The organism is Ancylobacter pratisalsi, assembly GCF_010669125.1.
Lineage (GTDB): Bacteria > Pseudomonadota > Alphaproteobacteria > Rhizobiales > Xanthobacteraceae > Ancylobacter > Ancylobacter pratisalsi.
The window spans coordinates 665,960-690,761 of record NZ_CP048630.1; the positions used below are offsets into that span (position 1 = coordinate 665,960).

The 24,802-nt window shown below is 67.7% G+C and carries 23 protein-coding genes and 1 tRNA gene; 13 read left to right on the forward strand and 11 right to left on the reverse strand.

The annotated features are described in order from the left end of the window. Positions 1 to 29: 29 nt before the first annotated feature. The 4 genes from G3A50_RS03325 (at position 30) to G3A50_RS03340 (ending at position 3,097) form a co-directional block, all read left to right on the forward strand. Positions 30 to 437, forward strand: coding sequence for a hypothetical protein (locus G3A50_RS03325; protein ID WP_163073935.1), 408 nt, complete (start codon positions 30 to 32; stop codon positions 435 to 437). 91 nt (positions 438 to 528) lie between these two features. Next, positions 529 to 1,122 (forward strand): copper chaperone PCu(A)C, encoded by a 594-nt coding sequence (locus G3A50_RS03330; RefSeq protein ID WP_163073936.1) that lies wholly within the window; start codon positions 529 to 531, stop codon positions 1,120 to 1,122. Between the two features lie 103 nt (positions 1,123 to 1,225). Next, on the forward strand, positions 1,226 to 2,581 hold the full coding sequence (locus G3A50_RS03335; RefSeq protein ID WP_163073937.1) for a PepSY-associated TM helix domain-containing protein: 1,356 nt from the start codon (positions 1,226 to 1,228) through the stop codon (positions 2,579 to 2,581). 54 nt (positions 2,582 to 2,635) lie between these two features. Continuing rightward, positions 2,636 to 3,097: a winged helix-turn-helix domain-containing protein gene (locus tag G3A50_RS03340; protein WP_163073938.1), complete on the forward strand. Its 462-nt coding sequence runs from the start codon at positions 2,636 to 2,638 to the stop codon at positions 3,095 to 3,097. Between the two features lie 5 nt (positions 3,098 to 3,102). Here the strand turns inward: G3A50_RS03340 and G3A50_RS03345 are convergent, their stop codons facing one another. The 5 genes from G3A50_RS03345 to gor form a co-directional block, all read right to left on the reverse strand. Beyond that, on the reverse strand, positions 3,103 to 4,479 hold the full coding sequence (locus tag G3A50_RS03345) for a glutamate--tRNA ligase (protein WP_163073939.1): 1,377 nt from the start codon (positions 4,477 to 4,479) through the stop codon (positions 3,103 to 3,105). Between the two features lie 58 nt (positions 4,480 to 4,537). Further along, positions 4,538 to 6,211: an NAD+ synthase gene (locus G3A50_RS03350; protein ID WP_163073940.1), complete on the reverse strand. Its 1,674-nt coding sequence runs from the start codon at positions 6,209 to 6,211 to the stop codon at positions 4,538 to 4,540. 64 nt (positions 6,212 to 6,275) lie between these two features. Continuing rightward, the gene (locus tag G3A50_RS03355; protein ID WP_163073941.1) at positions 6,276 to 7,574 is read right to left on the reverse strand and encodes a glycosyltransferase; all 1,299 of its coding nucleotides are present in this window, start codon (positions 7,572 to 7,574) and stop codon (positions 6,276 to 6,278) included. 69 nt (positions 7,575 to 7,643) lie between these two features. Further along, positions 7,644 to 9,029, reverse strand: coding sequence for a class II 3-deoxy-7-phosphoheptulonate synthase (locus G3A50_RS03360; protein ID WP_163073942.1), 1,386 nt, complete (start codon positions 9,027 to 9,029; stop codon positions 7,644 to 7,646). A gap of 185 nt (positions 9,030 to 9,214) precedes the next feature. Further along, on the reverse strand, positions 9,215 to 10,621 hold the full coding sequence (gene gor / locus G3A50_RS03365) for a glutathione-disulfide reductase (RefSeq protein WP_163073943.1): 1,407 nt from the start codon (positions 10,619 to 10,621) through the stop codon (positions 9,215 to 9,217). A gap of 217 nt (positions 10,622 to 10,838) precedes the next feature. Between gor and G3A50_RS03370 the strand changes: the two genes are divergently transcribed. From G3A50_RS03370 to G3A50_RS03380, 3 genes are all read left to right on the forward strand, one after another. After that, positions 10,839 to 11,801, forward strand: coding sequence for a Bug family tripartite tricarboxylate transporter substrate binding protein (locus G3A50_RS03370; protein WP_163073944.1), 963 nt, complete (start codon positions 10,839 to 10,841; stop codon positions 11,799 to 11,801). 88 nt (positions 11,802 to 11,889) lie between these two features. Then, complete coding sequence (locus G3A50_RS03375; protein WP_163073945.1) at positions 11,890 to 12,372, forward strand: tripartite tricarboxylate transporter TctB family protein; 483 nt, start codon at positions 11,890 to 11,892, stop codon at positions 12,370 to 12,372. Between the two features lie 12 nt (positions 12,373 to 12,384). Then, the gene (locus G3A50_RS03380; protein WP_163073946.1) at positions 12,385 to 13,896 is read left to right on the forward strand and encodes a tripartite tricarboxylate transporter permease; all 1,512 of its coding nucleotides are present in this window, start codon (positions 12,385 to 12,387) and stop codon (positions 13,894 to 13,896) included. Positions 13,897 to 13,986: 90 nt separating this feature from the next. Here the strand turns inward: G3A50_RS03380 and G3A50_RS03385 are convergent, their stop codons facing one another. The 3 genes from G3A50_RS03385 to G3A50_RS03395 form a co-directional block, all read right to left on the reverse strand. Next, positions 13,987 to 14,559, reverse strand: a complete 573-nt coding sequence (locus G3A50_RS03385) for a DUF2059 domain-containing protein (RefSeq protein WP_163073947.1) — start codon at positions 14,557 to 14,559, stop codon at positions 13,987 to 13,989. Positions 14,560 to 14,585: 26 nt separating this feature from the next. Next, positions 14,586 to 15,287 (reverse strand): ribose-5-phosphate isomerase RpiA, encoded by a 702-nt coding sequence (rpiA, locus tag G3A50_RS03390; protein WP_163073948.1) that lies wholly within the window; start codon positions 15,285 to 15,287, stop codon positions 14,586 to 14,588. A 102-nt stretch (positions 15,288 to 15,389) separates the two neighbouring features. Then, positions 15,390 to 15,959: a hypothetical protein gene (locus G3A50_RS03395; RefSeq protein ID WP_246252092.1), complete on the reverse strand. Its 570-nt coding sequence runs from the start codon at positions 15,957 to 15,959 to the stop codon at positions 15,390 to 15,392. 179 nt (positions 15,960 to 16,138) lie between these two features. Between G3A50_RS03395 and G3A50_RS03400 the strand changes: the two genes are divergently transcribed. The 3 genes from G3A50_RS03400 to G3A50_RS03410 all read left to right on the forward strand — a co-directional run bounded on the left by G3A50_RS03400 (position 16,139) and on the right by G3A50_RS03410 (position 18,062). Further along, on the forward strand, positions 16,139 to 16,828 hold the full coding sequence (locus tag G3A50_RS03400; protein WP_163073949.1) for an HAD-IA family hydrolase: 690 nt from the start codon (positions 16,139 to 16,141) through the stop codon (positions 16,826 to 16,828). An 87-nt stretch (positions 16,829 to 16,915) separates the two neighbouring features. Further along, a tRNA-Val gene (locus tag G3A50_RS03405) sits at positions 16,916 to 16,990 on the forward strand. A gap of 475 nt (positions 16,991 to 17,465) precedes the next feature. Then, positions 17,466 to 18,062 (forward strand): L,D-transpeptidase, encoded by a 597-nt coding sequence (locus G3A50_RS03410; protein ID WP_425483439.1) that lies wholly within the window; start codon positions 17,466 to 17,468, stop codon positions 18,060 to 18,062. A 23-nt stretch (positions 18,063 to 18,085) separates the two neighbouring features. On the opposite strand, the gene G3A50_RS03415 is transcribed toward G3A50_RS03410, so the two are convergent. After that, positions 18,086 to 18,466 carry a gamma-butyrobetaine hydroxylase family protein gene (locus G3A50_RS03415; protein ID WP_163073951.1) on the reverse strand — a complete coding sequence of 127 codons (381 nt, stop codon included), beginning with the start codon at positions 18,464 to 18,466 and terminating at the stop codon, positions 18,086 to 18,088. A gap of 250 nt (positions 18,467 to 18,716) precedes the next feature. Between G3A50_RS03415 and moaA the strand changes: the two genes are divergently transcribed. From moaA to G3A50_RS03430, 3 genes are all read left to right on the forward strand, one after another. Beyond that, entirely contained in the window at positions 18,717 to 19,763 is a 1,047-nt protein-coding gene (moaA, locus tag G3A50_RS03420; RefSeq protein ID WP_163073952.1) for a GTP 3',8-cyclase MoaA, read from the forward strand. 162 nt (positions 19,764 to 19,925) lie between these two features. Continuing rightward, positions 19,926 to 21,113, forward strand: coding sequence for an MFS transporter (locus G3A50_RS03425; protein WP_163073953.1), 1,188 nt, complete (start codon positions 19,926 to 19,928; stop codon positions 21,111 to 21,113). A 145-nt stretch (positions 21,114 to 21,258) separates the two neighbouring features. Further along, entirely contained in the window at positions 21,259 to 22,161 is a 903-nt protein-coding gene (locus G3A50_RS03430) for a DMT family transporter (protein WP_163073954.1), read from the forward strand. A gap of 40 nt (positions 22,162 to 22,201) precedes the next feature. On the opposite strand, the gene G3A50_RS03435 is transcribed toward G3A50_RS03430, so the two are convergent. Then, on the reverse strand, positions 22,202 to 23,347 hold the full coding sequence (locus G3A50_RS03435) for a TRAP transporter substrate-binding protein (RefSeq protein ID WP_163073955.1): 1,146 nt from the start codon (positions 23,345 to 23,347) through the stop codon (positions 22,202 to 22,204). Positions 23,348 to 23,511: 164 nt separating this feature from the next. Beyond that, positions 23,512 to 24,600, reverse strand: a complete 1,089-nt coding sequence (locus tag G3A50_RS03440; protein ID WP_163073956.1) for a TRAP transporter substrate-binding protein — start codon at positions 24,598 to 24,600, stop codon at positions 23,512 to 23,514. Positions 24,601 to 24,802 lie beyond the last annotated feature (202 nt).

A 24,802-nucleotide genomic window follows, 5' to 3' on the forward strand; every position in this document is an offset into this window, starting at 1 on the left:
AGCATCCCGCATCGGGAGTACGCTGGGTCATGTCGACCGAACGCCACACATTGCGCCGAATGGCGATGGCCCTGGCTGTCGCCTATCTCGTCGTGCTTCAGGCGTTTCTCGGCGGCATCGCCTCCGGCGCCCATGCGGCCGGAAGCCTTGAGGGCTTCGGCGGGAACGGCTTCGGCCCGATCGGCTTGGGGCAGGTCATCTGCCGCGGCGCGCAGGACACACCGGCCAGCCCGACCGAACCTGCCCACCACACACCGGACTGCTGCGCCACCGGCTGCCTGATGTCGGTGGGTACGGCGCTGCCCCCCACTGCGGGCACCGCGCCGGCAGCCCGTCCGTCGGTCGTGGTTATCGCGGTTCGCCCCCCGTTCGAGGACACGCTGCCGACCGGCGTCGCCCGCTCGCCGAGAAACGCCCGCGCACCTCCCCTCGCCTGACCCGCCGCGCCTGCGCGCGCGTTCTCCACGTCAGTCGAAATCCAAGCCGGACGCGGGCCCTCGCGGCGCGCCGGCAAAGGGGAATCCCCACATGCTCCGTCACGCGTTTTCTCGCATCCTCGGCCACACCGAGGATCGCATCGGCCTCGCCATCCTCCTCGCCGCCCTCGCCCTCTTCGTCGCCCAGCCGGCCTTCGCCCACGGCTTCAAGATCGGCGCGCTCGAAATCGGCCACCCATGGGCGCGCATGACGCCCGCCGGCGCCAAGGTCGGCGGCGGCTATCTTTCCGTGACCAATAAAGGCACCACGCCCGACACACTGGTCTCGGCCACGGCCGAGGTCGCCGACCATGCCGAGATCCACGAGATGAGCGTCACCGACGGCGTCATGAAGATGCGCATGCTCAAGGACGGTGTCGTGATCCCGGCGGGCGGCGAGATCAAGCTCGCACCCGGCGGCTTTCACCTCATGCTCATTGGCCTGAAACAGCCGCTCAAGCAGGGCGAAACGTTCAAGGGCACCCTCACCTTCGAAAAAGCCGGCACGGTGGACGTGGTGTTCAAGATCGAGGGCATGGGCGGACCGAAGGCGAGCGAGGGCAGCATGGACGGCGCGGGCCACGACGCCCATAGCGGCCATGAGGGCACGTCGGCGCCGATGACCATGCCGATGCCGAGCAACTAGGCCCCGGCCAACCTTCCTTTCAGCCACGCATGAGCGCCGCGCGGGGGACGCCCGCGCGGCCGATCTCGTGCGCCCTGTTGCCCCTTTTCCGGATGCCATTCCGATGAACGCCACAGCCATGTCCACCGAGGCGCCCGTGCGCTCGGCCAGTCTCTACCGCGCCGTCTGGCGCTGGCACTTCTATGCCGGCTTGCTGGTGCTGCCCTTTCTGGTCCTGCTCGCCGTCACCGGCGGGCTCTACCTCTTCCGCGAGGAGATCGATGCCGCCTGGCACCACGACCTCAAGCAGGTCGAGATCCGCCAGAGCTCGATGCAGGCACCGGGCGGCTGGATCGAGGCCGCCCTCGCCGCGCGGCCGGGCACGGCGCTGAAGGTCATTACCCCCGCGACACCGGGCACTTCCGCCGAAGTCGTGATCAGGACCGCGGACGGCGCGCGACGCGCGGTCTATGTCGATCCCTATTCGTCCCGCGTGCTCGGCGAGTTGCCCGATCGCGGCACCCTCATGTGGGTCATCCGCCGGCTGCACAGCCTTGCGCAGTTCGGGCCGATCGCCAATGGCATCATCGAGATCGTCGGCGGCTGGTCGATCCTGCTGGTCGCCACCGGCTTCTATCTCTGGTGGCCCCGGCGCCAGTCCGGCGGCGTGGTGTCCGTGCGCGGCACGCCGAGGCGCCGCGTGTTCTGGCGCGATATCCATGCCGTCACCGGCGCCTTCGCCGGCCTCGCGATCGGCTTCATGGCGCTGTCGGGCATGCCGTGGTCGGTGCTGTGGGGCGCCAAGATGAACGAGTGGGCCAACAGCTCGAATTACGGCTACCCGGCCGGCGTCTATACCGATGTGCCGATGTCGGACGAGCATCTGGCCCACGCCACCGGCCCCACCGCCTGGTCGCTGGAACAGGCGAAGATGCCGGAATCCGTCCCCGCGGACGCCCAGCCCATCGGCGTCGACGCCGCGGCGGCGATCTTCGGCCGGATCGGCCTTTCGCCCGGCTACGCGCTCAGCCTGCCCTCCTCGCCCGCCGGCGTCTATTCCGCGACCGTCTACCCGGACGATCTGTCGAAACAGCGCGTGGTGCATCTCGACCAGTACAGCGGCAAGCCCCTGATCGACATGAGCTATGCCGATTACGGCCCCGCCGCCAAGGCGATGGAATGGGGCATCAACGTCCATATGGGTCAGGAATTCGGCCTCGCGAACCAGCTCTTCATGCTGGCGCTCTGTCTCGCCGTCATTGTCATGTCGGTCTCGGCCGGGGCGATGTGGTGGAAGCGCCGGCCGGCCGGAAGCCTCGGTGTGCCGCCCGCTCCGGCGGACCGGGCGGTGATGCGCGGGCTGATCGCCATGATGGCGGTGGTCGGGTTGATCTTCCCGCTGGTCGGTGCATCGCTCCTCGTCATGGTGCTGCTCGACCTCGCCTTTGCCAGGCCGGCCACCCGCGTACGCCCCGCCTGAACGGGTATCGAAGACACGCCTCTTCCCCTAGTATCGGCGAGGGGAAGAGGCGTCATGAACGACCAGCACACTGAAGAGGCGGACGTCGGCGAAAAACACCGCGACGGGTTGTTCGTCCGCGTCTATTTCGGCGACGGGCGCCATGTCGGCCCCGGCATGATCGATCTTCTTGAGACCATCCGCGCGGAACGTTCCATCCTCTCGGCGGCCAAGAAGATGGGCATGAGCTATCGCCGTGCCTGGCTGCTGATCGACGAGGTCGGCCGCAATTTCCGCGAGCCGGTGGTCGAAACCTACCCCGGCCGCCGCGGCCACGGCACCGATCTCACGGCCTTCGGCGAACGGCTGATCGCTCTGTTTCGCGCCATCGAGGCAAAAAGCGCCGCCGCCACCGCGCAGGAAACCGCCGAACTGCGCGCCGCGCTGGCAACAGAGCCGGTGGGCGGAATGGATGCCCCGCCAGCGACAGCCAAAAGCGCGGCCAAGAATGCGAGCAGGCGTTCGGGGGCGCGCTGAGCGCTTCAGCCGCGTTCGCCCAACAGCCGCGCCCTCGCCCGCTCCCGGCCGAGAAGCGGCAGCAACGCCTTCAGCTCCGGACCGCTCCCGGCCCCGGTCAGCGCCAGCCGCAAGGGATGGAACAGCGCCTTTCCCGTTCGCCCGCTCGCCGGCTTCAGCGCCGCGATCCAGCGCGGATAGACGCCCTCGTCCCACGGTTCGGGCGGCAGCAGCTCGGCCGCCATGGCGAGGAACGGGGCATCTTCCGGTGCCGCGTGCGGCTCAAGCGGCTGGCTCACCACGCCCCACCACAGGGCGGCATCCGACAGCCGCACCAGATTGCCCCGCACCGCCAGCCAGAACGCTTCCCCGCCACCCACGCCCAGCGCCGCCAGCCGCTCCGCCACCGCCCCGAACGGCAATTGATGCAGGCTCGCGGCGGTGAGCGCGGACAGCTCGGCGGGATCGAAACGGGCGGGAGCACGGGAGATCTTGCCGAAATCGATCTTCGCCGCCAGTGCGTCAAGATCCGCCACGGGCTCGACCGCAAGCGAGGTGCCCGTCAGCACCGCCAGGGACGCCACGGCGAGGGCTTCCTCGCCCTGCTCGCGCAGCGCCCGCAGCGAGAGATGGCCGAGGCGCTTGGAGAGCCCCTCCCCGCTCGGCAGGGTCAGCAGATTATGGTGGCCGAAGACCGGCACCGCACCGCCCAGCGCCTCGATGATCTCGATCTGCACGCCGGTATTGGTGACGTGGTCCTCGCCGCGCACCACATGGGTCACGCCCATCTCGATATCGTCGACCACGGAGGTGAGGGTGTAGAGGTAGCTGCCATCGGCGCGGATCAGCACCGGGTCCGACAGCGTCGCGGTGTCCACGGCCTGCTCGCCGCGCACCAGATCGGTCCATGTCGCCTGACGTCCGATCAGCTTGAACCGCCAATGCGGCCGGCGTCCCTCGGCCTCGTAGCGGGCGTGGTCCGCCGCGCCCAGTTTCAGCGCCGCGCGGTCGTAGATCGGCGGCAGGCCACGGCGGCGGCGGGAAACGCGCTTGGCGTCCAGCTCCTCCTCGCTCTCATAGGCGCGATAGAGCCGCCCGAGCGCCTTCAGCCGCTCCACCGATTCATCATAGCGCCCGAGGCGCGCCGACTGGTGCTCCACCCGGTCGGGCACGATGCCGAGCCAGTCCATGTCTTCCGCGATCGCCTCGGCGAAGGCGGCGGTCGAACGGGCGGTATCGGTATCGTCATAGCGCAGGATGAAGGTCCCGCCCTCGCGCCGCGCGAACAGCGCGTTGTAGAGCGCGGTGCGGGCATTGCCGACATGCAGAAGACCCGTCGGCGAGGGCGCGAAGCGCAGAACGGGCGGGATGCCGGGCGATGCGGTGTACGAGGCGGTGTTCATGGGTCGCGCTTATGACCGAGGCCGGCGCGCGGGGCAATGGCCGGCCACGGCCGCCCCCTCACGCCATCTCGCGGAACCGGTTGGTGATCGGGTAGCGCCGGTCACGGCCGAAATTGCGCGGCGTCACTTTCACGCCCGGCGCGGCCTGCCGGCGCTTGTATTCGGCGATGTTCAGCATGCGCTCGACGCGCGCCACCAGCGCCGGCTCGAAGCCTTCCGCCACGATGTCGGCCACCGGCCGCTCGTTCTCGACCAGCCGCTGCAGAATGGCGTCGAGAACATCATAGGGCGGCAGGCTGTCCTGGTCCTTCTGGTTGTCGCGCAGCTCGGCGGTGGGCGGCTTGACGATGATGTTGTCGGGGATCACCTCGCCATCGGGACCCAGCGCCTCCGCCGGCTTCCAGCGGTTGCGCAGCCGGCACAGGCGGAACACCTCGGTCTTGTAGAGATCCTTGAGCGGGTTGTAGCCGCCGTTCATGTCGCCATAGAGCGTGGCATAGCCGGTCGACATCTCGGACTTGTTGCCGGTGGTCACCACCATGGCGCCGAACTTGTTGGAGATCGACATCAGAATGGTGCCGCGTGCGCGGGACTGGAGATTCTCCTCCGTCACGCCGCGCTCGGTTCCCGCGAACAGCGGCGAGAGCGAGGCTTCGAGCCCTTCCACCGCCTCGGAAATCGGCACGATGTCGTAACGGCAGCCCAGCGCCTCCGCCACGCCGGCCGCGTCCGAGAGCGATTCATTCGAGGTGTAGCGATAGGGCAGCATCACACAGTGCACCCGCGCCGCCCCCAGCGCGTCCACCGCCATGGCGGCGCACAGCGCGGAATCGATGCCGCCGGAGAGCCCGAGCACCACGCCGGGAAACCCGTTCTTCTCCACATAGTCGCGCAGGCCCATGACGCAGGCGGCGTAATCAGCCTCGTCGTCCTGCACCAGCGGCGCCCGCGCGCCTTCCTCGCAGCGCCAGCCGTCGGCCCAGCGCTCCCAGCGGGTGACGCGCACCCGTTCCTGGAAATTGGGGAACTGGATGGCAAGCGAGCGGTCGGCGTTGAGCACGAAGGACGCCCCGTCGAACACCAGCTCGTCCTGGCCGCCAACCTGGTTCACATAGGCCAGCGGCAGCCCGCTCTCCACCACCCGCGCCACGGCGACATTCATGCGCTCGTCGTAAACGGGGCGCCGATAGGGCGATCCGTTGGGGATCAGCAGCAGCTCGGAACCGGTCTCGGCGAGGCACTCGATCACGTCTTCGGACCAGATATCCTCGCAGACCGGCACGCCGATGCGCACGCCCTTGAACGCGATCGGCCCCGGCAGCGGCCCCGGCGCGAACACCCGCTTCTCGTCGAACGGGCCGTAATTGGGCAGATCGACCTTGTACCGCACGGCGGCGATGGCGCCCTCGCTGAGCAGCAGCACCGCGTTGTAGAGCTTGCCGGCATCCAGCCAGGGCGCGCCAATCAGCATGGCCGGACCGCCATCGGCGGTCTCAAGCGCGAGCGCGTGCACCGCATCCCGGCACGCCGCCTGAAAGGCGGGCTTCAGCACGAGGTCCTCGGGCGGGTAGCCGGCGATGAACAGCTCGGTGAAGAGGATAAGGTCCGCGCCCTGCTCGGCGGCAAGCGCACGCGCGGCGCGCGCCTTACCGGCGTTGCCGGCGATGTCGCCGACCAACGGGTTGAGCTGCGCGAAGGCGATGAGGAGCTGGTCGACGGGAGCTTCGGACATGGCTCTGGTTTAGCGCCAAGGTCGGGTCTGGGCAATCGGCCCGGCGCGTGTCAGCTCCGCGATTTCACGGGGCCTGAAGCGTGTCGACCAGATCGCGCGCCACGTCCTCCCAGCGCCGCAGGGGCACCTTGGCGACATCCTCCTCGCGGGCGGCAAGATAAGCCCGGTCGCGGATCGGGCGCTCCAGCTTGGCCACCATGTCGTCCAGGTCGTGGGGATCGAAATAGTCCGCCGCCGAACCGACCACCTCCGGCACCGAGGTGGCGTTGGAGGCGACGCACAGCTTGCCGAACCACGCCGCCTCGCCAACCGGCAGCCCCCAGCCCTCGAACACGCTGGGATAGACGGTGAACAGGCAGTGCCGGTACAGCGCGGTGATAACCCTGTCCTTCGGGCGCTCCAGCAGCAGGACGTGAGGCGCCAGCGCCGGACGTGAGGCCATGAACGCCTCGAACTCGCGCGCCTTTTTGCCGTGGGCGCCGGCGAGCACCAGCGTGGGCAGCAGAGCGGGACCGGCCCGCTCCAGCAGCTTCTCCCAGGCCTTGATGAGCATCCACAGATTCTTGCGCGGCAGCGCCAGCGGCGCGATCGAGAGCACGAAGCCGTTCGGGAACGCCGCCGGCAGTTCGCCCTCTTCCGTCACGTCGAATTCATGGGCGAGCGGCACCCGGCGGATCCACTCCACCTGCCCGCCGAATGTGGGAACCGTCGCGGCAACATCGCGGCCGGTGTAGTCGGAAATGACGATGAAGCGGCGCGTCACCTGCACCACCTCCGCGAACCAGTCGCTGAATTGCTGGTTCATCTCGTGGATCTCGGGCGCGACGATGGGAATGAGGTCGTGCACCAGCAGCACCACCTCGACATCCCCGCGCGCCTGCAGCCCGGCGAGCCGTCGGCTCTGGTCGCGCACGTTCCACGCCATGCCGAGCAGCGCGATGCGTACCTTCTCGGTTCCGATATCCCAGGGACGCAGCGCCCAGCCCTTGGGCCGGTCCAGCTTCGGCGCCGGCTCGCGCCACATCTTCGCCCAGTGCTTGAGACGGCGCTCGCTGGCGTGGGTGAAGGCGCGCAGCGGGCGCTTGCGGTACTTGGCGTGGTTCACCGAGAACAGCACACCGCGCAGGTCGAGCGCGTTGTCGACCACGTCCACACGCTCGCCGAGCGCGTCGAAGAAGAACTCCGGATCGATGCCGACAAAGGCCCGGCGCTTGGGGTGGTAGAAGATGAATTCCAGACGCCCTTCGGCGTCGTTGTCGCGGGCGTGGCGCATCAGGCGGGTGACCACCCGCAATATGCCACCGACATTGTTGCCGCTGTGGATCTGTATGATCACATCGGAAACGTCGAAGACGATACGCACCCGCCCGCTACCCCTCGCCCTGCTTTGGAAAATTCCCGCCGCGCCGTCCGCCGGCGCGACGGGAAGGTCTCATTCGGCCGCCGCGATCACCGGCCGTTCGCGCCCCGACCGCTCCTGCTTGAGCAGCTCGGCGACGAGGAACGCCATCTCGATGGCCTGCTCGGCATTGAGGCGCGGATCGCAATAGGTGTGGTAGCGATCCTTCAGGTCGGCATCGGAGATCGCCCGCGCGCCGCCGGTGCATTCGGTGACGTTGCGGCCGGTCATTTCCAGATGCACGCCGCCCGCATAGGTACCCTCCGCCGCATGGACGGCGAAGAAGTCCTTCACCTCCTTGAGGATGTGGTCGAAGGGGCGGGTCTTGTAGCCGGACGGCGACTTGATGGTGTTGCCGTGCATCGGGTCGCACGACCACACCACGGAACGTCCCTCGCGCTTCACCGCACGCACCAGCGCCGGCAGGTGGTCACCCACCTTGTCGGAGCCGAAGCGGGCAATCAGCGTCAGCCGGCCCGGCTCGTTGTCCGGATTCAGCGTGTCGATGAGCCGGATCATGTCGTCCGCCTTCAGCGACGGGCCGCATTTCAGGCCGAGCGGGTTCTTCACGCCGCGCGCGTACTCGATATGGGCATGGTCGAGCTGGCGCGTCCGATCGCCGATCCAGATCATGTGGCCCGAGGTCGAGTACCAGTCGCCGGTGGTCGAATCCACGCGGGTCATCGCCTGCTCGTAGCCGAGCAGCAACGCCTCGTGGCTGGTGAAGAAATCCGTCGAGCGCATGTCCGGGTTGGTCTCCGGATCGATGCCGATGGCGCGCATGAAGTCGAGCGCCTCGGTGATGCGGTCGGCCAGCGCCTGGTACTTGCCCGACTGCGGGCTGTCCTTGACGAAGCCGAGCATCCACTGATGCGCGTTGGCGAGGTTGGCATAGCCGCCGGTCGCGAAGGCGCGCAGAAGGTTCAGAGTCGCCGCGGACTGGCGATAGGCCTCAAGCTGGCGGCGCGGATCGGGGATGCGCGCTTCCGGCGTGAAGGCGATGTCGTTGACGATGTCACCCCGGTACGAGGGCAGTTCGACCCCGTCCACGATCTCGGTCGGCGCCGAGCGCGGCTTGGCGAACTGGCCCGCGATGCGGCCCACCTTCACCACGGGAGAGGCGCCGGCATAGGTCAACACCACCGCCATCTGCAGGAAGACGCGGAAGAAATCGCGGATGTTGTCGGCCGAATGCTCGTGGAAGCTCTCGGCGCAGTCGCCGCCCTGCAACAGGAAGGCTTCGCCGTTGGCGACCTTGGCGAGCTCGCGCTTCAGGCGGCGGGCCTCACCTGCAAAAACAAGCGGCGGAAACGAGGCGAGCTGACGCTCCACCGAGGCCAGGGCCTCCGTGTCCGGATAGTCCGGTACCTGCTGTACGGGCAGGGCCCTCCAGCTTTCCGGCGTCCAGCGTTCAGACATCTTTGCCTCCTAACCACGGCACGGCCATGCGGGTCTGTCCCGCATGGGAAAGGCCGGCCTTATACACCCAAGCCTCGCGCGAATGCCAGCGATGCGGCGCGAGGGTTCATTGCAGACGTGCACAGCCACATTCGCGTGGCCCGCACCTTGCCGCCGGTCCGGCCGGCCGAAGCGGTCGCCGGCGGTCAGATCGCCGGCGTCGCCTCGGTCGACACCTCCGGGATCGTGTCGCTGGTGGGATGCTTGCTGCGCAGTGTCACCAGTTCCTCGGCGGATGAGGGATGAAGCGCCATGGTGCGGTCGAAATCCGCCTTGGTCGCCCCCATGTTCATGGCGATCGCCGCCATCTGCACCATCTCGCCCGACCCCTCGCCGATCAGGTGCATGCCGATCACCTTGTCGCCCGCATGATCGACGATCAGCTTCATGAAGGTGCGCGACGTCGATCCCGACAGCGTCGCCTTCAGCGGACGGAAATCGGTCTTGTAGATGTCGAGCCGGCGCCCCTGCGCTCGCGCCTGCTCCTCGGTGTAACCCACGGTGCCGATCTCGGGCTCGGTGAACACGGCGGTCGGGATGACGTCGTAGTTCACTGTCCACGGCGAGCCGCCGAACACGGTGTCGGCGAAAGCATGGCCCTCGCGGATCGCGACCGGGGTCAGGTTCACCCGGTCGGTCACGTCGCCCACCGCGTAGATCGAGGGGATGTTGGTGCGGCCGGTATTGTCCGTCGTGATCGCGCCGTTCTCGGTGAGGTGCACGCCGACCGTATCGAGTCCCAGCCCGACCGTGTTGGGCGTCCGCCCGATGGCGAGCATCACCTCGTCGGCCATCAGGTCCCGCCCGTCATTGAGGCGCACGCGCTTGGCCCCGCCCTCGGCATGGATGCTGTCGATCGACATGCCGAACTCGAAGGCGACGCCGTGCTGCGCCATTTCCCCGGCGATGCGCTGGCGGATTTCCTCGTCGAAGCCGCGCAGCAGCTTGTCGCCCCGGTGCACCACCGTCACCTTCGAGCCCAGCCCGGCGAAGAGCGAGGCGAATTCCAGCGCGATATAGCCAGCGCCCTGGATCACGATGTGCCCCGGCTGGCGCTCCAGATGGAACACCTCGTTGGAGGTGATGCCCAGCTCCCGGCCCGGTATGTCGAGGCCGAGATTGGGATGGCCGCCCGTGGCCACGAGGATCTTGCCCGCGCTCACCCGGGTGCCATCGGCGAGGCGCACCACATGAGGCTCCTCGATCACGGCCCTCTGCGGCACGATCTCGACGCCGGCGCGGTCCAGATTGGCCTTGTAGGCGCCCTCCAGCCGCGCGATTTCCTTATCCTTGTTGGCGATCAGGGTCGGCCAATCGAAGCGCGCGCCCTCCACGCTCCAGCCGAAGCCGGCCGCATCCTCGAATTCATGGGCGAAACGCGCGGCGTAGACGAACAGCTTCTTGGGCACGCAGCCGCGAATGACGCAGGTGCCGCCGACGCGGTACTCCTCCGCGATCTTCACCTTCGCCCCGTAGCCGGCCGCGATGCGCGCCGCGCGCACACCGCCCGACCCCGCCCCGATGACGAACAGATCGACGTCGAACTTATCCATGCCTCGGTTCCCCGCTGCCGTTGCGCCTGAGTAACGGGCATGTCGCCCCGCGCGGCGCCCGCGTCAAGCCGGAGCATGGCTGATGCGCGTTTGCCCTTAGTCTTCCGTGGAACTCGACACCGGTTGTGCCGCGCTCTAGCTTCCCAAACTGTGTGAAGTAAAAATGAGCGGCGACCGGAATTTAGTGGCGCCGCCAAGCATCCTCTGGAGGAAAAAAATGAAGCATATCTTCCGCGCAGCGCTTCTTGCGGCGGCCGTCGCCGCGCCGCTTGGCGCCGCCTCGGCCCAGGTCGACGAGCTCAAGATCATGGCCCCGGCCGCCCCGGGCGGTGGATGGGACCAGACCGCCCGCGCCATGCAGCACGTGCTGCAGAACGAGAAGATCGTCCCCAACGTCCAGGTCCTGAACGTGCCGGGCGCGGGCGGCACCATCGGCCTCGCGCAGTTCGTGAATTCCAGCAAGGGCGACCCCAACGCCCTCATCGTCGGCGGCTATGTGATGGTTGGCGCCATCATCTCCAACAAGTCGCCGGTCACGCTGGAGCAGGTCACGCCGCTGGCTCGCCTCACCGGCGAGTATGAGGCGGTCGCCGTGCCGGCAGCCTCGCCGCTGAAGACGATGGACGATCTCGTCGCCGCGCTGAAGGCGGATCCGCAGAAGGTGTCCTGGGCCGGCGGCTCGGCGGGCGGCACCGATCACATCACCGCCGGCCTGATCGCCAAGGCGATCGGCGTCGATCCCACCAAGGTCAACTACATCGCCTTCTCGGGCGGCGGCGAATCGCTAGCCTCGATCCTTGGCGGCAAGGTCACGGTCGGCATTTCCAGCCTGTCCGAATTCGATGCCCAGGCCAAGGCCGGCAAGCTGCGCATTCTCGGCGTCTCAAGCGCCGAACGCCTGCCCGAGGCCGAGGGCGTGCCGACCTTCAAGGAGAGCGGCGTCGACGTCGAAATCCAGAACTGGCGCATGGTCGCCGCTGCGCCGGGCATCTCGCCGGAGCAGAAGAAGGCGCTGAACGACACCATCGCCAAGATGGTGGAATCGCAGGGCTGGAAGGAGATGCTGGCGCAGAAGGGCTGGGCCAACACCTATCTTGCCGGTGCCGCCTTCGAGGAGCAGCTCGCCAAGGACATCATCGCGACCCGGGCGATCCTGAAGGACATCGGCCTCGCCCAGTGAGGCGATCGCCGAGCTGAATGCGCTGTTGCTCCCCCGCGCCCTCCCGGCCGCGGGGGAGCCCGCCCTGGCTGTTCCCCGGAGTTCCGCGATGAGTGATTTCGACACCTCTTCCCGAAGGCGGCCGGACAAGGCCCGCTTCGCCATCGCCTTCGGGCTCGCGATCCTGGCGCTGGTCATCGGCTGGGACGCGTGGCGCCTCTCCCATGTCAATGTGTTCTCCGCCGTCGGCCCCGCCGCCTTCCCCACTGTTATTGCCGTCGGCCTCGCGCTGCTATCGGTGGCGACGGTGATCGAGGCCGTGCTGGAGGGTGCGGTGGAGCGCCCGCGCGACGAGGTGGGCCCCATGGCGTGGGTGCTCGCCGGCCTCGTCGGGCAGATCATCCTGCTGCCGTTTCTGGGCTTCTCCATCGCCACCGGCTGGCTGTTCGCGGCGACCGCCCGCGGTTTCGGCCGCGGCCCGGTGTGGGGCCACTTCCTGGCCGGCACGGTGATGTGCTTCGCGATCTATCTGGTCTTCGCCAAGGGCCTGCAGCTCTCGCTGCCGGCCGGCCCGCTCGAACGCCTGTTCTGAGGCCGCCCCGCCATGGAAACCTTCGCTGCGCTCGGATCGGGGGTTCTCGTCGCCCTCCAGCCGATGAACCTGCTCTTCGCCTTCGCCGGCGTCATGCTCGGCACCGCCGTCGGCGTGCTGCCGGGCATCGGCCCCGCGCTCACCGTCGCGCTGCTGCTGCCGATCACCTTCAAGCTCGACCCGGCCGGCTCGCTCATCATGTTCGCCGGCATCTACTACGGCGGCATGTATGGCGGCTCGACCGCCTCCATCCTGCTCAACACGCCGGGAGAAAGCGCGTCCATCGTCACCGCGCTCGAAGGCAACAAGATGGCCCGTGCCGGGCGCGGCGGGCCCGCGCTCGCCACCGCCGCCATTGGTTCCTTCGTCGCCGGCACCATCGCCACCATCGGCCTGGCCCTGGTGGCGCCCACCGTCGTCGACATCGCCATCTCCTTCGGGCCGGAGGATTATTTCGCGCTGATGGTACTGGCCTTCACCACCGTCTCGGCGGCTTTCGGCTCCTCGGTCACGCGCGGGCTCACCAGCCTGTTCCTGGGTCTCTCGCTCGGCCTCATCGGCATCGATCTGCAGAGCGGACAGGCGCGCCTGTCCTTCGGCATTCCGGACCTGCTCGACGGCGTGGAAGTGACCACGCTGGCCGTCGCCCTGTTCGCGATTGGCGAGACGCTCACCGTGGTCGCCGCCGGTGCCCGCGCCGAGGAGATCATCGAGCCGATAAAGGGCTCGGTGTTCATGACGCGTGAGGACTGGAAGCGCTCCTGGTGGCCGTGGCTGCGCGGCACGGCGCTGGGCTTCCCCATTGGCGCCATGCCCGCGGGCGGGGCGGAAATCCCGACCTTCCTGTCCTATGCGCTGGAAAAGCGGCTGTGCAAGAAGGCGGATGAGTTCGGCAACGGCGCCATCGAAGGCGTTGCCGGGCCGGAGGCGGCGAACAACGCGGCGGCCGCCGGCGTGCTGGTGCCGCTGCTCACGCTCGGCCTGCCGACCTCGGCAACGGCGGCGATCATGCTGGCGGGCTTCCAGCAATACGGTCTCAATCCCGGTCCGCTGCTGTTCGCCACCAATCCGGATCTTGTCTGGGGCCTGATCGCCTCGCTGTTCATCGCCAATGGCATGCTGCTCATCCTCAACCTGCCGCTGGTGGGCCTGTGGGTGCGCCTGCTCGCCATTCCCCGCCCCTGGCTTTATGGCGGCATCCTGGTGTTCGCCACGCTGGGCACGCTGGGCGCCAACCCCTCGCTGGTGGAACTCGGCATGCTGCTGCTGTTCGGCCTGCTGGGTTATGTGCTCAGGCGCTACGACTACCCCATCGCGCCGGTCGTGGTCGGGCTCATTCTGGGGCCGCTGTCGGAGCAGCAGCTGCGCCGTGCGCTGGCCATCAGCGTCGGCGACCCGCTGGTGCTGTTCCAGAGCCCCATCGCCATCACGCTCTACGCGCTCTCCGCGCTGGCGCTGTTCGGCCCGCTGATCTTCTATCTTCTCACTGGCCACCGCGCGCCGGTCGGTGCGGACGAGGACTGAGGGAACGCACCTCTTGAAAAGCAAATGCCCGGCGCGAAGCCGGGCATTTTTCATTTTCAGAACTGCCGGGACCTGCCGGACGGCAAAGCGTCAGATGGTGAAGCCGCGCTTCTTCATCTCTTCGCGTACGCGCGCTTCCATCTCGCGGGAGAACTTGGCGCTCCAGGCCTGGATGTTGCGCAGCCCGTCGTCGAGGATCTGCTGCCGACGCTCCACCAGCTTGCGACCCACGGGCGAGTTGTAGAAGGTCAGAAGCTCATTGAGTTCCTCGACCGTGAACTGCGCCGCATAGGTGCGCGCCAGGATCTGCACGATCTCGGTGCGGCGCTTCTCATATTCGGGCGCGAGCTGCTGGGCCACTTCGCGCAGGTCGCGAATGAGGTCCGGATTGGCCTGCACGAAGCTGCCGGCCGCCTGCTCGATGATGCCGGGGATCAGCGATTCGAAGCTCGACGCCTCGCCATTGGCGACGAGGAGCTGATTGGCGAGCTTGAGCTGCTCGGCGCTGGGCTCGGCGACGGGCGCCGCGGCCGGGGCCGCCTGCCCCATCTTGAAGGGCGCAGGCTGCTGCGCCACCGCCGGCGTCGCCATGATGACCAGTGCGGCAAGGCCGGAACCGACCAGCCCCCGTGCGCTGCAACGTCCCGAAAGGCCAAGCCGCATGAAATATCTCCCTCTGACGAATTCTGTCACGCGCGGTCGAGAACCGTCACGCCGTCGGCGCCCGCGAGAATGACGCGGTTCGCAAGATTGATGAAGAGGCCGTGCTCGACGACACCCGGCACATTGGCCAGGCTCGCAGCAAGCGCAGCCGCGTCGGGAATGACGCCAAAGGCGGCGTCGAGGATGAGGTGTCCCTGATCCGTGACGAAAACATGGCCGTCCGCTCCACGCCGAAGCGCCAGCAGCCCATGGCAGCCGGCCGCCCGCGCGGCCTTCTCGATGCCGCGGCGAATCGCGGCGACGCCGAAATCCACCACCTCGATGGGCAGCGGGAAGGCGCCCAGCGTCTCCACATGCTTGGAAGCATCGGCGATCACGATCATCTGAGCCGCGGCCGAGGCGACGATTTTCTCGCGCAGCAGCGCGCCGCCGCCACCCTTGATCAGCGTGAGGTCCGGCCCGACCTCGTCGGCGCCGTCGACGCACAGATCCAGGGCGGGATAGTCGTCCAGCGTGCCCAGCGGCACGTTCAGGCTCTCGGCCTGCAGGCGGGTAGCCTCGGAGGTCGGCACGCCGACCACCTCCAGCCCCTCGGCCACGCGCTCGGCCAGCAGTTCGACAAAGTGCTTGGCGGTGGAGCCGGTGCCGAGCCCGAGCTTCATGCCGGAGCGCACATGCTCCAGCGCGCGGGCAGCGGCCTGGCGTTTCAGCATCTCGGCGTTGGACATGGCGATCCGTAAGCTATCATCGACGATGGGTCGGTCGCAGCGGTGCTAGCGCCGAATTGCCGACACAGCAAGTTTTTGCCGTGCCGGCGGCGCGTGGGCGCGTCAGCGCGCGGCGCCCGTGCACACCACCGAGGGCTCGACCCCGCCACCTTCCTTCGGCATGTCGCGCACATAGCAAATGCTCATCTGCCCGGTCTCGGTGTTGACCCGAAAAATGCCCGTCTCGCCGGAATAGCGCGTGGAAACAAGGTCATAGGTACCCGGCTCCGCCGGGCCGGCGCTGCTGTCGCTGGGGAAGCACTTGGTCACGCCGATCACGCTGCTCTCGGGCCGCTCGAACTGGCAGGCCCGCACCGCGCCGGTGCGTACATTCAGCGAATAGAGCCGGTTGGCCTGCGCCGAAGGGGGCGAGCCGAACACGAAGGGTCCCGCATCGGCCTCCGCCTCAGGAGAGGGGGCGGCGGCAGCCGGCGCGGCAGCCGGATCCGGCTGCGAGGGAGCGGGCTCGGCCGAGGTCGTGCCCGGCGTTGTCGGGTTGCCGCCGGCCGGCTGCTGCGCCTGCGCCGGCGCGGTCGCCGCCAGGGCAAAGGCGAACACCGTCGCGGCGCACAGCGCGCGTCCGGTGCCGTGAAGGGCGGCGCCAGGGCGGTGGAGGCGGGTCGTCGACGTCATACAGATGTACTCCCGAAAGCGTGGTGTCACTTACCATCGGACCTCGCCCGACGCATGCGCCCGATGGACGCGGCACGCTGGACAGGAAAAGCGGCAGGATTGTAGGCCATAAGGTGCAAGCCCGTCTCGCGGCGCCGGGCATCCACCAGTCCTTTCATTCGATCCCGGAAACCGCAATCATGCCCGCCATGCCTTCCCACCCCGCCGTCATCGCCTTCGACCTCGACGGAACGCTGGTCGACACCGCGCCGGACCTGCTGGATACGCTTGATATCGTGCTCAATGAGGCCGGCGCCCCTCCGCTGCCGCGCGAGGATACGCGCCGGATGATCGGCGCCGGTGCGCGCGCGCTGGTGCAGCGCGGGCTGGATGCCGCCGGCATCGCGGTCGATCCCGCCGCCTTCGACAGGCTCTATGACCGCTTTCTGGAGCACTACGCCGATCACATCGCCGATTCGTCGCGCCCCTTCCCCGGCCTTCTGGCGGCGCTCGACGCGCTGGAGGCGCGCGGCCATGTGCTCGCCGTGTGCACCAACAAGCTCGAATATCTCTCGCGCCTGCTGCTCGACCGGCTCGATCTCACCTCCCGCTTCAAGGTGATCGCCGGCGCCGACACTTTCGCTGTCCACAAGCCCGATGCCGGCCACCTGATCGGCACGGTCGAGCAGGCTGGCGGAATGATCACCCGCGCGATCATGGTCGGCGACAGCCTGACCGATGTTCTTACCGCAAGGAATGCCGGCGTCCCGGTGATTGTCGTGCCCTTCGGCTACACCGAGACTCCGGCGGAGGAACTGGGTGGCGACGCCTTCATCGGTCATTACGACCTGCTGCCCGAAACGGTGGATCGCCTGCTCGCAGGCGAATGATCGCGCGGCGCGCTTGACACCGGATAGGGCGGCACACTAAATCCTGCCGCCGCGAGACGAACGGCCCCGGCACATTTCGGGGCCAGCGGGCGATTAGCTCAGCGGGAGAGCACTCCCTTCACACGGGAGGGGTCGCAGGTTCAATCCCTGCATCGCCCACCATTCTTTTTCTTGCTATCTCACAACACCTTACACTTTTTTCCCTGCGAGCCGGCGACGGCCCGACCTGCATCGGGCTGGGCACTGTTCTGCGCACTCAGATCCCGTGGAGCCCTGCGATCCCGCCGGACAGCCGTGCCGGCAGGCCCCGATCCGCTCCGCGTCCCGCCGGCTACGGCACCACACTCGCCATGCCGCGCCATGTGATCGCGCCATCTGATGAAGATCATGACCGCGCGGATACCGGATGCCGCCCGTGTCCGGCGCTGGCGCCTGTCCCCCCCTTGATGGACGTCGTCGGGGCGGCGTCAGGACGGACGCCCGCAAACGGCTTTGGTAGCGCCATCGTCACGCCGCAGTTTGCGCTTTGCCCGCCATACTGACAGTATTCGCAGCATTACGGACGACCGGGGCATGCTCCCGCGGCCGCCCGAGCGAAGTCCGTGCGTGATGATATGCATTTCCCATGGGGCAAATGATGCGACTGAAAAGATGTGCCGCCCTTGCAGCCGTCGCCCTTGTGGCCGGCGCGATGTTGGCGGGCTCGGGTCCGGCGAAGGCCGAATCGTCTTCCTTCTTCGGTATTTTTCCGCGACCGTATGATTTCGGGAACGGCCCCGGCAAAGGGGCCTCGCCGGTCCGTCGCCAGGTGGTGCGCTATGACGGCAAATATCGCCCGGGCACCGTGATCGTGAACACATCCGAGCGCCGGCTCTATCTGGTCCAGGACAACGGAACCGCCCTGAAATACGGCATTGGCGTCGGGCGCGACGGTTTCCGCTGGTCGGGCGTCAAGACCATTACCCGCAAGGCCGAGTGGCCGGGCTGGACCCCGCCGCCGCAGATGCTCAAGCGCCGGCCGGACCTGCCGCGCTACATGCCGGGCGGCATCGACAACCCGCTGGGCGCGCGCGCCCTGTATCTGGGCTCCTCGCTCTACCGCATCCACGGTTCCAACGAGCCGGAAACGATCGGCCAGGCGGTGTCCTCGGGCTGCTTCCGCATGACCAATGACGACGTCACCGATCTCTTCGAGCGGGTGAAGGTCGGCACCACCGTCATCGTGATGAACTGAACCTCTGCGCGACCGCCGGCACGTCAGTGCCGGCGCACCGTTCCGGCCGCATCGCGGGAGAGGTTCCGCGATGCCAGCTCCTGCTGGTAGCGGGTCCAGCGCTCCTCATTCTCCGTGCCGAGCTGGTGGAAGGTGTCCCAGGTGTAGATGCCGGTCGAATGGCCGTCGTCGAACACCAGCCGCACCGCGTAATTGCCGACCGGGATCACCTCGCGGATACGCACCTCGCGCTTGCCCGCCACCAGCTGGCGGTCGGACGGCGAATGGCCCTGTACCTCCGCGGAGGGGCTTTCCACGCGCAGATACTCGGCGGTGAGCGTGAAGCTCGCGCCGTCCTCGAAGGCGATGGTCAGGGCGCTGTGGTCCTTGTGGACCTTGATTTCGGTCGGCCAGGCATCGGTCACGGCGATCTTTCCCCGGTTGCACGTCCCCCATCGAGAGACCATCTCCTCACATAGAGGCCGCTAGCCCGTGCGCCAAGCCTCGCGGATACGCCACGCCCCGGCGTGCGGATGGGGAAGATGTCACCCCGACGTGATGATCAAGTGGCTGTGGCAATCGCCCCATAGGCGCCAGCGCCTTGGCACCGCTGGGGCAAGCGGATAAAACCTAGCCAATGGCGACGTTTAGCGGCGCCCCCGGGAGCAACATGCCGTGACTGTCCAGGAAGCCCTCATCGACCGGATCCAGCGCGAGGCCCCGCGCGCGCCGCTTGTCGACACCTTCGGGCGGGCGGTCACCTATCTGCGTGTCTCGGTCACGGATCGCTGTGATTTCCGCTGTGTGTACTGCATGGCCGAGCACATGACCTTCCTGCCCAAGCCCGAGCTGCTGACGCTGGAAGAGCTGGACCGTCTGTGTTCCGCTTTTGTCGCGCGCGGCGTGCGCAAGTTGCGGCTGACCGGCGGCGAGCCGCTGGTGCGGCGCGATGTGATGACGCTGTTCCGCTCGCTCTCACGCCATCTCGATTCCGGCGCGCTGGAAGAGCTGACCCTCACCACCAACGGCTCCCAGCTCGCCCGCTTCGCCCGCGATCTGGCGGCCTGCGGCGTGAAACGGATCAACGTCTCGCTCGACACCCTCGACCCGGACCGCTTCCGCGCCCTCACCCGCTGGGGCGACCTCAACAAGGTGCTCGCCGGCATCGACGCGGCGCAGGAGGCGGGCATCCATGTGAAGCTCAACGCCGTCGCGCTGCGCGGCGACAATGAGGACGAGATTCCCGGCCTCATCCAGTGGGCCCACGGACGCGGCATGGACATGTCGCTGATCGAGGTGATGCCGCTCGGCGAGACCGGGGCGGAGCGTCTCGACCAGTATCTGCCGCTGTCCGAGGTGCGCGCGCGGCTGGAGCAGGACTGGACGCTGACCGACATCCCCTTCCGCACCGGCGGCCCGGCGCGCTACGTTTCCATCGCGGAGACCGGCGGCCGTCTGGGCTTCATCACCCCGCTGACGCACAATTTCTGCGAGGGCTGCAACCGGGTGCGCGTCACCTGCACCGGCACCCTCTATATGTGCCTGGGCCAGGAAGACGCCGCCGATCTGCGCACCCCGCTGCGGGCGTCGGAGAGCGACGACGGGCTCAATGCCGCGCTGGACGACGCCATCTTCCGCAAGCCGAAGGGGCATGATTTCGTCATCGACCGCGCCGGCCGCCCGCCCGCGCTGGGTCGTCACATGAGCGTGACCGGCGGCTGAAGGCGGAACGCGAAAACCTGCTGGAATGCCAGAGCTGCGAGGCCGACGCATGGCTGCCGTGACGTGGGGTTTGTTGCTGCGTTGCAACGCGATGTGCTTAGCTGCCATCGTCCGGTAGTGCTACTGGTTCGCCGACCTGTTCCATAAACGCGAGTCTCTTCCATGCAGCTCCCGCTGTTGGCCCTTGCCATGGCGTCCTTTGGCATTGGCACCACCGAATTCGTCATCATGGGGCTGCTGCCCGAAGTGGCCGCCGATCTCGGCGTGACGATTCCCGCCGCGGGAATGCTGGTCACCGGCTATGCGCTGGGCGTGGTCATCGGGGCGCCGATCGTCGCCATCATCACCAATCCCCTGCCCCGCAAGCTGACGCTGATGGTGCTCGCCAGCGTGTTCGTGCTCGGCAATCTGCTGTGCGCCATCGCGCCCGATTACTGGCTGCTGATGGGCGCGCGGGTGGTGACGGCGTTCTGCCACGGCGCCTTCTTCGGCATCGGCGCGGTGGTTGCGGCCAGTCTGGTGCCGCCCAAGCAGCGCGCGAGCGCCATCGCGCTCATGTTCGCCGGCCTGACGCTGGCCAATGTGCTGGGCGTGCCGCTGGGCACCGCGCTCGGCCAGGCCCTTGGCTGGCGCTCCACCTTCTGGGCGGTGGTGCTTATCGGCATCGTGGCGGTCAGCGCGATCGCGATCTGGGTGCCGCGCGACATTCCCCATTCGGCCGGCAACATCCTGCGCGAGTTCGGCGTGCTGAAGCGCCCGCAGGTGGCGATCACCATGCTGATCAGCATGTTCGCCTCGGCCAACCTGTTCGTCGTCTTCACCTATATCGCGCCGATGCTGCGCGACGTCACCGGGTTGTCCCCGCACGCCGTGACCTATGTGCTGCTGCTGTTCGGCGTCGGCATCACCATCGGCAACATCCTCGGCGGAAAGCTGGCCGACTGGCGGCTGATGCCGTCGCTGATGGGCATGTTCCTGGCGCTGGCGGTCATTCTCGTCGCCATGGTCTTCGCCCTGCCGTCCCCGACGCTGGCGGTGATCGCGGTCTTCGTCTGGAGCATCGTCGTGTTCGCGGTAGTGGCTCCGATCCAGACCCGCGTGGTCGATGCCGCCGTGGAGGCCCCGAACCTCGCCTCCACGCTCAATCAGGGCGCGTTCAACCTCGGCAATGCCGCCGGCGCCTGGATCGGGGGCGTCGCCATCACGTTCGGGGCGAGCTACGCGGACCTGCCCTGGATGGGGGCGCTGCTCTCGGTCGGCGCGCTCGGCCTGTGCATGGCCTCGCAGGCCATGGAGCGCCGCAATGGCGGCCTGGCCACCATCCCGGACGTGGCCTGCGAGGAGTGCTGAGCGAAGGCGACCCGGCATGAAACGCTGAACCCGGCCGCAGTGGCGGCCACCGATCCTGTGCGGGCAGCCGGCGCTGCTGACCCGCCTCCTGCCTTCCGTCCTACCCGGTGGCGCACGGCGCGCGTCACCCCCGGCATCCGCTTCCATGAACGACCACATCGCCAATCGCCGCGGCATCCTGCTGATGATCGCCGGCTCCTCGGTCTTCGCGACCAACGACGCCTTCTCCAAGCTGGCGCTTGCCCACATTCCCCCGACGCAGATCCTCGCCATACGCGGGATCATGGCGGCGTGCCTGATGTTCATGGTCATCGCCGCCAAGGGCCAGTTGCCGGCGCTGCGCTTTCTGGTCGACTGGCGCGTGCTGGCGCGGGCGGGGGCGGAGGCCGGCGTCGCCGTGCTGTTCATCAACGCCATCATGACCATGTCGATCGGCGACGCGGCGGCGATCCTGCAGGTGGCGCCGCTCGCCACCATGGCGATCGCGGTACTGGTGTTCGGTACCCGCATCAGCGCGGCGCAGTGGGCGGCGGTGTTCGTCGGCTTCCTCGGCGTGACGCTCATCGTCAAGCCGGGCGGCTCCACCTTCGATGTCGTGGCGCTGGCCCCGCTTGGTGCCGCGCTGCTGGTCTCGGCGCGCGATTTCGTCACCGGCCGCATCGGCTCGCACGTGCCCACACTGGTCGTCACCCTCGCCACCGCGCTGATGGGCATGACCATCGGCTTCGCCGGCAGCACGGTCGAAACCTGGCAGGCGTTGGATCAGGTGACGATGGGCTATCTCTTCGGCGGCGCGCTGACGCTGTTCGGCGGGCACATGCTCACCATCGCCGCCTTCCGCGGCACCGATCCGGCGCTGATCTCGCCGTTCCGCTACGCGGCGGTGGTCTGCTCGGTCGGGCTGAGCGCGATGGTGTTCAACAACATGCCCGACCTTGTGTCGATCGCCGGCATGGCGCTGATCATGGCGGGTGGGTTCTACACCATGCACCAGCACCGCGCGGCGCCCGTGCGCGCCCCCGCGCCGGTGCCGGCCGAGAGCCCCTGACGCGGGCGCCCGGCCGCCACGGCGATCGCTGAGCGGCGCCTCACCCGCGCTGGCGGGCGCGGATCATGTAGCCGTCATAGGGATACTCGCCGACCTGCCACCACAGATATTCCTCGTTGCGGAAGGCGAGGAGCGAATCCATGATCTTCTTGAAGCCGGCGTTCTTGGCGCCGATCTCGGCATAGAGCTCGTTGGTCGCCACATAGGCGGCGTCAAGGAAGCTCTGCGGGAAGGGCCGAAGCTGCGCGCCGGCGCCCACCAGCCGGCGCAGCGCCGCCGGGTTGAAGGCGTCGTATTTGGCGAGCATGTCGGCATTGGCATAGCCCACCGCCGCCTCGAACATCGCCTGATAGGGTTTGGGCAGCGCGTCCCACTTGGCGCGGTTGACGACCACGTTCATCGTCGGCCCGCCATCCCACCAGCCGGGATAGTAGTAGTAGGGCGCCACCTTCACGAAGCCGAGCTTCTCGTCATCATAGGGGCCGACCCACTCGCAGGCATCGATGGTGCCCTTTTCCAGCGAGGGATAGATGTCGGACGGCGCGATCTGCTGCGGCACCACGCCAAGCTTGGCCACCACCTGCCCGGCAATGCCGCCGATGCGGAACTTCAGGCCCTTGAAGTCGTCGAGGGTCTTCACTTCCTTGCGGAACCAGCCACCCATCTGGGTGCCGGTATTGCCGCCGAGGAAGCCGACGAGGTTGTACTTGGCCAGCACCTCGTCCTGCAGCTCGCGTCCGCCGCCATGGTAGAACCAGGCGTTCTGCATCCGCGCGTTCAGGCCGAACGGCATGGTGGTGAAGCAGGCGAAGCTCGGGTCCTTGCCGACATAGTAGTAGAGCGGCGTCTGGGCCAGTTCGACGGTGCCGTTCTGCACCGCGTCCAGCGCCTGAAGACCCGGTACGATCTCGCCGGCGGCGAAGTTCTGGATCTGGAAATTGCCGTCGCTGGCCTCGCTCACATATTTCGACACCAGCTCGTTGGCGCCGAAGATGGCGTCCAGCACCTTGGGCACGCTGGATGTGAGACGCCAGCGCACCTGCGGTGCGCTCTGGGCGATCGCCGGGGCGGCAAGCACGGTCGCCGGGGCGGCGATGGCGGCGGCACGCAGGAGGTCGCGGCGCACAAGGCCGGCGCGATCGGTGCCGCCCCCGGAAGGGGCCGCAGGGTTGGAATTCTTCTTCATGGCGCACTCCCTGTCACTTCGGGCCCACCGATGCAATCGTGCCCGTGCCGGCCATGGCGGCCGCGCCGACCGTCACGGTTACGATTGCCCGCATCGGAGGCCTGACACAACCATGCCCGGCGCGAGGCCGGGCATGGAGATGTCGGCTCGCATTTTCCGCCGGCTCACCCGCGCGGGCGGGTGCGGATCTGGAAGCTGTCGAAGGTGTATTCAGCGACCTGCCACCACAGATTCTCGTCGTTGCGGAAGGCCTGCATGTTGTCGATGATGTTCTTGAAGTCCGGGTTCTTGGCCGAGATCTCGCCCCAGAGTTCGTTGGTCGCCTTGAGGCAGGCTTCCATGACTTCCATCGGATAGGGGCGCAGCTGCGTGCCATTGGCCACCAGGCGCTTGATCGCCGGGGGGTTCTGGGCGTCGTAGCGCGCCTGCATGATGGTGTTGGCGTAGGTAGAGGCCGCGATCAGCGCCGCCTGGTAAGGCTTCGGCAGGGCGTTGAACTTCTCAAGGTTGGCGAAGGCGTGGATGGTCGGGCCACCCTCCCACCAGCCGGGATAGTAGTAGAACTTGGCAACCTTGTAGAAGCCGAGCTTCTCGTCGTCATAGGGGCCGACCCACTCGGCGCCGTCGATGGTGCCCTTTTCCAGCGCCGGGTAGATGTCGCCGCCGGCGATCTGCTGCGGCACCACGCCGAGCTTGGACAGCACCTGGCCGGCAATGCCGCCGATGCGCATCTTCAGGCCCTGCAGGTCCGCCGTGGTCTTGATCTCCTTGGAGAACCAGCCGCCCATCTGGGTGCCGGTATTGCCGCACGGCATGCCGTAGACGTTGTACTTGGAATAGAACTCGTTGAAGAGCTTGTTGCCGCCGTGCTCATAAAGCCAGGAATTCTGCTGGCGTGCGTTGAGGCCGAACGGCACTGACGCGGCGATGGCGAAGGTGGGATCCTTGCCGACGAAGTAATAGGAAACGGTGTGGCACATCTCGACGGTGTTGTTCTGCACCGCGTCCAGCACCTGCAGGCCGGGAACGATTTCGCCGCCCGCGAAGACCTGGATCTGGAACTTTCCGTCGGTCAGCTCGGAGACCATCTTCGACATCACCTCGGCGCCGCCATAGATGGTGTCGAGTGACTTGGGGAAGCTGGACGCCAGGCGCCACTTCACTTCCGGAGCGGACTGGGCAATGGCCGGGGCGGCAATAGTCGTCGCCGCGACGCCGGTACCGGCGGCGGCGAGAAACTGACGGCGCTTCATCGGTGTATCTCTCCTTAGGGGGTTCCTCGTCGACCCGGTTCGCTTGACCGCATCCGGGCGCAAACACTTGTTTAGAAAGACGTACGCCAGCCCCGCAGGCGACGCAACCGCCCGTCTCTGCGCCTTTTGTCGAGCATGAGCGCGGGCCCCGCGCCCCGCCGTTCCGGGTGTTTACGAAGATGGCGCCGTTGCGGCAGCTCAC

Coding starts and splice junctions, on each gene's coding strand:
- G3A50_RS03325 (WP_163073935.1), top strand. CDS start 30: ATGTCGACCGAACGCCACACATTGCGCCGAATGGCGATGGCCCTGGCT.
- G3A50_RS03330 (WP_163073936.1), top strand. CDS start 529: ATGCTCCGTCACGCGTTTTCTCGCATCCTCGGCCACACCGAGGATCGC.
- G3A50_RS03335 (WP_163073937.1), top strand. CDS start 1,226: ATGAACGCCACAGCCATGTCCACCGAGGCGCCCGTGCGCTCGGCCAGT.
- G3A50_RS03340 (WP_163073938.1), top strand. CDS start 2,636: ATGAACGACCAGCACACTGAAGAGGCGGACGTCGGCGAAAAACACCGC.
- G3A50_RS03345 (WP_163073939.1), bottom strand. CDS start 4,479: ATGAACACCGCCTCGTACACCGCATCGCCCGGCATCCCGCCCGTTCTG.
- G3A50_RS03350 (WP_163073940.1), bottom strand. CDS start 6,211: ATGTCCGAAGCTCCCGTCGACCAGCTCCTCATCGCCTTCGCGCAGCTC.
- G3A50_RS03360 (WP_163073942.1), bottom strand. CDS start 9,029: ATGTCTGAACGCTGGACGCCGGAAAGCTGGAGGGCCCTGCCCGTACAG.
- gor (WP_163073943.1), bottom strand. CDS start 10,621: ATGGATAAGTTCGACGTCGATCTGTTCGTCATCGGGGCGGGGTCGGGC.
- G3A50_RS03370 (WP_163073944.1), top strand. CDS start 10,839: ATGAAGCATATCTTCCGCGCAGCGCTTCTTGCGGCGGCCGTCGCCGCG.
- G3A50_RS03375 (WP_163073945.1), top strand. CDS start 11,890: ATGAGTGATTTCGACACCTCTTCCCGAAGGCGGCCGGACAAGGCCCGC.
- G3A50_RS03380 (WP_163073946.1), top strand. CDS start 12,385: ATGGAAACCTTCGCTGCGCTCGGATCGGGGGTTCTCGTCGCCCTCCAG.
- G3A50_RS03385 (WP_163073947.1), bottom strand. CDS start 14,559: ATGCGGCTTGGCCTTTCGGGACGTTGCAGCGCACGGGGGCTGGTCGGT.
- rpiA (WP_163073948.1), bottom strand. CDS start 15,287: ATGTCCAACGCCGAGATGCTGAAACGCCAGGCCGCTGCCCGCGCGCTG.
- G3A50_RS03395 (WP_246252092.1), bottom strand. CDS start 15,959: ATGACGTCGACGACCCGCCTCCACCGCCCTGGCGCCGCCCTTCACGGC.
- G3A50_RS03400 (WP_163073949.1), top strand. CDS start 16,139: ATGCCCGCCATGCCTTCCCACCCCGCCGTCATCGCCTTCGACCTCGAC.
- G3A50_RS03410 (WP_425483439.1), top strand. CDS start 17,466: ATGCGACTGAAAAGATGTGCCGCCCTTGCAGCCGTCGCCCTTGTGGCC.
- G3A50_RS03425 (WP_163073953.1), top strand. CDS start 19,926: ATGCAGCTCCCGCTGTTGGCCCTTGCCATGGCGTCCTTTGGCATTGGC.
- G3A50_RS03430 (WP_163073954.1), top strand. CDS start 21,259: ATGAACGACCACATCGCCAATCGCCGCGGCATCCTGCTGATGATCGCC.
- G3A50_RS03435 (WP_163073955.1), bottom strand. CDS start 23,347: ATGAAGAAGAATTCCAACCCTGCGGCCCCTTCCGGGGGCGGCACCGAT.
- G3A50_RS03440 (WP_163073956.1), bottom strand. CDS start 24,600: ATGAAGCGCCGTCAGTTTCTCGCCGCCGCCGGTACCGGCGTCGCGGCG.